This is a genomic window from Tumebacillus flagellatus, assembly GCF_000714935.1.
Classification (GTDB): Bacteria; Bacillota; Bacilli; order Tumebacillales; family Tumebacillaceae; genus Tumebacillus; species Tumebacillus flagellatus.
The window spans coordinates 44,689-51,460 of sequence record NZ_JMIR01000033.1 but is presented as its reverse complement, the minus strand read 5'-3'; the positions used below and the strand labels follow the sequence as shown (position 1 = coordinate 51,460).

General features: G+C 55.4%; 5 protein-coding genes and 1 other annotated feature. All 5 genes read right to left on the bottom strand.

Annotated elements, in window-relative coordinates:
- Positions 1–234 precede the first annotated feature (234 nt).
- The 5 genes from EL26_RS18715 to EL26_RS18695 all read right to left on the bottom strand — a co-directional run bounded on the left by EL26_RS18715 (position 235) and on the right by EL26_RS18695 (position 6,613).
- Positions 235–1,146 carry a DMT family transporter gene (locus EL26_RS18715; RefSeq protein WP_038092553.1) on the bottom strand — a complete coding sequence of 304 codons (912 nt, stop codon included), beginning with the start codon at positions 1,144–1,146 and terminating at the stop codon, positions 235–237.
- A 101-nt stretch (positions 1,147–1,247) separates the two neighbouring features.
- The gene (locus tag EL26_RS18710) at positions 1,248–2,111 is read right to left on the bottom strand and encodes a 2-oxoacid:ferredoxin oxidoreductase subunit beta (protein WP_038092549.1); all 864 of its coding nucleotides are present in this window, start codon (positions 2,109–2,111) and stop codon (positions 1,248–1,250) included.
- Positions 2,111–3,874: a 2-oxoacid:acceptor oxidoreductase subunit alpha gene (locus EL26_RS18705; protein WP_038092547.1), complete on the bottom strand. Its 1,764-nt coding sequence runs from the start codon at positions 3,872–3,874 to the stop codon at positions 2,111–2,113. The genes EL26_RS18710 and EL26_RS18705 overlap by 1 nt, the downstream gene beginning before the upstream one ends.
- 119 nt (positions 3,875–3,993) lie before the next feature.
- Positions 3,994–4,992: a tryptophan--tRNA ligase gene (trpS, locus tag EL26_RS18700; protein WP_038092544.1), complete on the bottom strand. Its 999-nt coding sequence runs from the start codon at positions 4,990–4,992 to the stop codon at positions 3,994–3,996.
- 151 nt (positions 4,993–5,143) lie between these two features.
- Positions 5,144–5,382: a binding site (T-box leader), on the bottom strand.
- 46 nt (positions 5,383–5,428) lie between these two features.
- Positions 5,429–6,613, bottom strand: a complete 1,185-nt coding sequence (locus EL26_RS18695; RefSeq protein ID WP_038092542.1) for a trans-sulfuration enzyme family protein — start codon at positions 6,611–6,613, stop codon at positions 5,429–5,431.
- Positions 6,614–6,772: the final 159 nt, after the last annotated feature.

Sequence of the window (6,772 nt, the reverse complement as noted above, 5' to 3'; positions counted from 1 at the left end):
GAAGAGCTTCTGGCTCGAATCGATCTTCATCTATCACTCGTTTAGTTTTCAAGGATCAATCGCGAGATCACTCTCGCGCCAACCGCTTGTCTCTCGCGGCGACAAGAGTTATCTTATCATGCCCAGACCCAAGCAACAACGCACCTTCTACCCCCTGAACAAACAAAATCGCCCGTCTCTCCCGATATCCGAGAAACAGGCGAACTCACCTCCTGATTTTGTTTCCGTACACGCTCAATCGCTGACTTTAGGTTCAGCCTTCCTCACCGCCAAGATGGCCACCGTCACCAAAATGCACACACCGCCGATTCCTTCATAGAAACCAAGCGGCACCTTCAGCCAAAACACGGACGCCAACACAGCCACCAGCGGTTCAATGATCGACAGCAAGGAAGCCTCCGTGGACGTCACATAGCGCAGACTGTCTATAAATAGATAGAACGCAACCAACGTACCGAATATCACTACATAGATCACTTCCGCCGCGCTCACCCACGACCAGTGCATGCCGACAGCGTTCCACGGTCGGTTGATCAGAGCCAACGCAGCGCCTCCCACGACCATCGCCCATCCCAAGATCACCGTGGATTCCCACTTGCGCTGGAGTTCCGAAGGATAGATTGCGTTAAACGCCAATCCGACAGCCGACAACAACCCCCAGACCACTGCTGCCGTTGATATCGAGAGTGAATGCCACGAGCCGTTCGTCACCAACAACAGCGTACCGACCAGCGCAAACGCCACCGCAAGCGTCTCCCGCCCGCTTGGCAATTTCGACTTCAACCAAGCCTGATACACAACCACCAACAACGGTGCCAGATACTGCAACAGCGTCGCCGCCGCCGCATTGCCTTTTTCTATAGAAGCAAAGTACGTATACTGCACCCCGAGCATCCCGATCAACCCGAACACGACCAAGCGAATGCGAGACTCGTGATCTTTCCAAACCCCGAACACCTGCCTCCGTTTCTCGCCAAACGAAGCAAATAACAGAAGCAACGCCCCGGCCACCACCAGCCGTATACACACCAAAAACCCCGGTGTAAACCCTTCCTCCACAAACAACTTCTGCGCCACCGTCCCGGACAACCCCCAAAACATGCCGCCGGTCAAGACCATCGCGAACCCTTTCCACCGCTTAAACACTTCACTGCCTCCTCCGATCCTCAATCTCAATACTTTGACTATAATGGAAAAAGCTCTTGCACGCACGCAGCGCACAAGAGCTTTTTCTCGAAAAAAACGACTTATTTGAATTGAGCGATCAGTTTGCCCCAGTTCTCTTGGTTGAGGTTGATGTCAGCCTTGACGATCGGGGTGGTCGGGAACGCCGTGTTCGCTTCGTGGTACGGAAGCTTTTCGGTGTTGTGGTAGAGCAGACCGGTGAGCAGCTCTTCGGTTTCTTCAATTTTCTTGATCGCTGCGAAACGGTCGGTCTTGTCATAAGACGCGTCTTCGTCAACGTTGATCAAGTGTTGCTTGTAGAAATCGTAGGTGTTGACTTTGTTGAAGGTGACGCACGGCGAGTAGATGTTGATCAGCGAGAAGCCTTTGTGCTTCATGCCGCCTTCGATCAGCTCGGTCAGTTGCTTCAGGTTGCCGGAGTAACCTTGAGCGACGTAGCCGCAGCCTGCCATGATCGCCATTTGCAGCGGATGTACCGGCTCGTCGGTGGAGCCGTCCGGAGCGGTTTTGGTCTTGGTCCCTTTGTCAGAGGTCGGGGAGGTTTGACCGGTCGTCAGGCCGTAGATGTGGTTGTCCATGACGATGTAGGTGATGTCGATGTTACGGCGCATTGCATGGACGAAGTGACCCATACCGATACCGTAGCCGTCGCCGTCGCCGCCTGCTGCGACAACGGTCAGGTCCGTGTTCGACAACTTCACCGCAGTCGCAACCGGAAGGGAGCGGCCGTGCAGGGAGTGGAAGCCGTAGGAGCCCATGTATTGAGAAATCTTGCCGGAGCAACCGATACCGGAAACGGTTACCATATCCTCCGGTTCAAGACCCATGTTTGCTGCTGCTTTTTGAAGTGCGGCCAGAACGGTGAAGTCACCGCAGCCCGGGCACCAGTTCGGTTTTTCCGCACGGAAATCTGCCAATGTTGCCATTAGAGCGTCACCTCTTTTTTCAAGCTTGCGGCAACGTCCTTCGCTTTGGCCAGAACTTCACGGACCAGAAGCGGGTCGCCGCTGTATTTCAGGAAGGATTCGTACTTGTCGTGGCCGCCGACGAATTGCTTGAGTTGTTGCGCCAGTTGGCCGGTGGAGTTCAGTTCGGTGACGAGGACTTTTTTCGCTGCGTTGATGTACGGAGCGACGTCAGCCGTCGGGAACGGAAGCAGACGAGCGATCGACAGGTGGCCGACGGAAACGCCTTCCGCAACCAGTTCTTCGTACACTTCGCGCTGAATGCCGGAAGTGGAACCGAAGTCGACGAGCAGCAGTTCTGCGTTCTCAGCGCCTTCGTAGGTTGCGCCGACGATGTCGTCGAAGCCGACGAGCTTCTTCGCACGCTTATCCATTTGCTTCACGCGCAGTTCGGTTTCTTCCATTTCCACGCCGACTTCGTCGTGTTCGTTGCCCATTGCAACGAAACGTCCGTTTTTCATGCCCGGAATGGTGCGCAGGGAAATGCCGTTCTCTGCGGTCACGTCGAAACGCTTGAACTCGCCTTTTTCGAGGGAGTCAAGGTATTCTTGGGTCGCGAAGTTTTGACGCTCGTTGTGGAGCTTGTCGAAGTCGATCGATTCAACCGTCCACTTGTTCATGCCCATGAACAGGTCGGTTGCCACGATAACCGGGCATTGGTACTTCTCAGCCAGGTTGAACGCTTCCTTGGTGAAGTAGAACACTTCTTCGACGTTGCGCGGGGTGAGGACGATACGCGGGATTTCGCCGTGCGAACCGTACATCATCGTGAATACGTCGGATTGCTCGGTTTTGGTCGGGAGGCCGGTCGACGGACCTGCACGCATAACGTCAACGATGACGAGCGGGGTCTCGGAGATGCCGGCCAGACCGAGTGCTTCCATCATGAGCGAGAAGCCCGGGCCGGAAGTTGCGGTCAGGGAACGAGCGCCGGTGTAGTTCGCGCCGATCGACATCATGACAGCTGCGATTTCGTCTTCCGCTTGGACAACAGCGCCGCCGAGTTTCGGGAACTGTTTCACCATTTGGTACATTACTTCGGTTGCCGGAGTGATCGGGTATTGCGAGAGGAAACGCGCGCCGCCCGCGATCGCACCGATCGAAGTCGCTTCGTTGCCGGAGATGAAGAGGCGCTCCGGTTTCAGAACCGGGCGAGCCGGGAGTTCGATCGTGTTGGTGAAGTTGTTTTTGTAGAAGTCGTAGCCCTTTTGCATCGCTGCAATGTTGGACTCGACGACGTCGCCGCCCTTGGAGCCGAAACGGTCGGTCAGTACGGAACGGAAATCGTCCGGGGTCAGGCCGATGATCGCGGCGGTTGCACCGATGGAAACCATGTTCTTCATGATGGTGGAACCGGCTTCCTTCGCAATGTCGGTCAGCGGAACCGGAACGATGTTGACTTTGTCGTTCTCCGGAACTTCAACGTTCTTGATCGCGGTGTCGTAGATCAAGAAGCCGCCGTCCACGAGTTCGTGGAAGTTGAAGTTGATCGTCTCTTGGTCAAACGCCAGCAGGATGTGCAGGTCGTCGCCGTGATGGCCTTTGTTCTCGGTGGTGACACGAACTTTACCATTCGTGTGGCCGCCCTTGATCAAGGACATGAAGTGACGGTACGTGGAAACATAATAGCCGAGACGGAAGAGAGACAGTGCAAAGATATCACCGGTGGACTCGATGCCTTCGCCTTGCGCCCCGCCTACTTTCCAACCAAGGTCTTTACTCACTATGGTTCACCCCTATTTCAATAAATGCCTATACCCTATGATACAGATGCTTCTCCTCCATTGTAACAGTTCTTCTACAAAAATCTAGAGGGCATCTGCATAAATTTCGCCAGAGTTGGTTAGACCGTAATGATTCCAACCGCTTTGCGCACTTCTGCAATCGTGCGCTGTGCCGATTCTTTGGCGCGTTTTTGACCATCTGTGAGCACGTCCAAAATGTACTGTTCAGTCAGTTTTTCCCTGCGTTCGCGGAACGGATTCACGATCTCTTTCATAGATTCTGCCAAGCGTGCCTTGCACTGGACACAGCCAATCTCGGCGCTCAAGCACTGTGTTTCAAGCTGTGCGCGCGTCTGTTCGTCTGTGAAGTACGTGTGCATGTGGAAAATGTTGCATCCTTCCGCCGTCGGGTGTCCCGGTTGGTGTTTGTACACCCGCTCGGGGTCGGAGAATGCTTTTTTGACCTTCTTCTCGATCAGGTCTTGCGGGTCGGTCATCGAGATGTAGGTGTCCGCGGCATCGGATTTGCTCATCTTGCCGTTGCCGGTGAGCGACGGGATGCGCACAGCGTTTTTGGTCATGCCCAGCGGCTCCGGGAACAGGTCGAGTCCGTAGGTTTGGCGGAATTTGCGGACGATGGTGCGTGCCATTTCGAGGTGCACCATCTGGTCGTCGCCGACCGGCACGAATTCGCCGCGATGGATAAGGATGTCGGCCGCCATCAACACCGGGTAGCCGACGAGACCGTAGTTGACGTTGTCGGGGTGTTTTTTGGCTTTTTCCTTGAAGGTCGGGCAGCGGAGCAGTTCGCCCAGCGGCATCATCATGCCGAGGTACATCGCCAGTTCCGACACTTCGGCGGCGATCGACGATTGGGCGTACAGCGCGCATTTGTCCGGATCAAGCCCCGCCGCCAAGTAATTGCCCGCCACGTTCAACACGTTCTTGCGCAAGTCCGGGTTGTTCGGGTGCGTCGTCAACGAATGCAAATCGGCGATAAAAAAGTACGCGTCATACTCGTTTTGATAGTTCACCAAGTCCATCATCGCCCCGTAATAATTGCCGAGGTGCAGCTCTCCCGTGGAACGAATGCCGGATACCAGAATTTTGTTAGTCATCGTAAACCCTCCAATGTGTGTTTTGATCGTTTCCATTTCGGTTCTCGTTTCGGAAAAAACGCCACCAGCCGTCGCTCATGCGACCCACCTCCTTTTTTTGCGGTCAGCCCTTCGGTTTTTGGACAACAAAAAACGGGCTTCCCCGTCCTGGTCAAAGGACGAGAAAACCCGTGGTGCCACCTTCATTTGTGCTCAATCGGTACACAACTGCTATACCTAGCCCCTTGTATCGGTAGGGCGGTCCGCCGAAACCTACTTTTTCCCTAGATAAGAAAAGTTCGGTCCAGTGCTCGGAAGGCCATTCACAAACGCTGCGTGCACCGGCTCGCACCACCCGCCGGCTCTCTGAAGCACACCTGCGCCGCTACTCTTCTTCCTCATCGCATCGCGGTTTGCAGTTGTTATTCCCTATCATATGCCACTTTGAAAAAAATGTCTATGCCCGCAGCGCTTGATCCAAGTCCGCAATGATGTCTTCCACGTTCTCGATCCCCACGGAGAGGCGGATCAAACCGTCGGTGACACCCGCCGCTTCCCGCTCCGGTTTCGGCATGATCGCATGCGTCATCGAAGCGGGGTGCTGGATCAGCGTGTGCACGTCGCCAAGCGACACCGCCAGATGGGCGAGTTTCACGTTGTTCATCACCGACTTGCCTTTCTCAAACGACTTGACGACAAACGACATCGTGCCGCCAAACCCGCTCATCTGCTTGCGCGCCAGATCATGCTGCGGGTGCGATTCCAGACCCGGATAGTAGACTTCGACCACTTCCGGATGGTTTTCGAGGAACTTGGCGACGGCGAGGGCGTTTTTGTTATGCTGTTCCATGCGCACGGCGAGCGTGGAAATCCCGCGGTTGAGCAAGAACGCGTCGAACGGTCCCATGATCGGGCCGTGTTCCTTGAGCGTGCCGAACAGCGGCTTCATGATGTCCGCATAGCCGACGGCAATCCCGCCGACGACATCTCCGTGTCCGCCCAGATACTTGGTTGCGGAGTGGATCGACACATGCGCGCCGAGGTCGATCGGGCGTTGGAAGTACGGCGACATGAAGGTGTTGTCGACGACGACTTTGATGTCGGTGCCCTTGGTCAACTCGGAAATCGCTTGGATGTCCGCCATCTTCATCGTCGGGTTCGCCGGCGTTTCCAAGTAGATCACTTTGGTGTTCGGTTGAATCGCGGCTTTCACCTTCTCCACGTCGGAGGTGTCCACCCAAGACGTTTCCACGCCGTACTTTTTGAACGTCTTGTCAAAAAGTGCAAAGGTCGCGCCGTACAGCGCATCGGCCGCGACGATGTGGTCGCCGCTTTGCAACAGATGGAACATCACGGTCGAGATCGCCGCCATGCCGGAACCAAAGCACAGGCCCATCTCGGCGTTTTCGAGCGCCGCGACTTTTTCTGCGAGCGCGTCGGTGTTCGGGTTGCCGAGACGGCTGTATTTGTAGCCCGGATCGGTGCCGCCAAAACGCGCGGCGCCCTGATCGGCGTCTTCAAACACGAACGTCGAAGTTTGGTAGATCGGCATGTTGTGCGAACCGGTGCTCGGGTCGACTTTGTGGCCGGCGTGCACGATGCGCGTGCTGTATCCCAGTTTGTTGAAATCGTGTTTACTCATCGGAACAACTCCCTCTCTGTATTTCCTCGGAAATAGTTTAACGTACGCGGGGCATTCTCAGTCTGCCCCTCAACTTTGTGCATAGCCTGACAGCGCCTCGGGCACAGTAAGACTGTTTGTTAAGATTCTTACATGACGCTTCGAGGAGTGACGATCTGC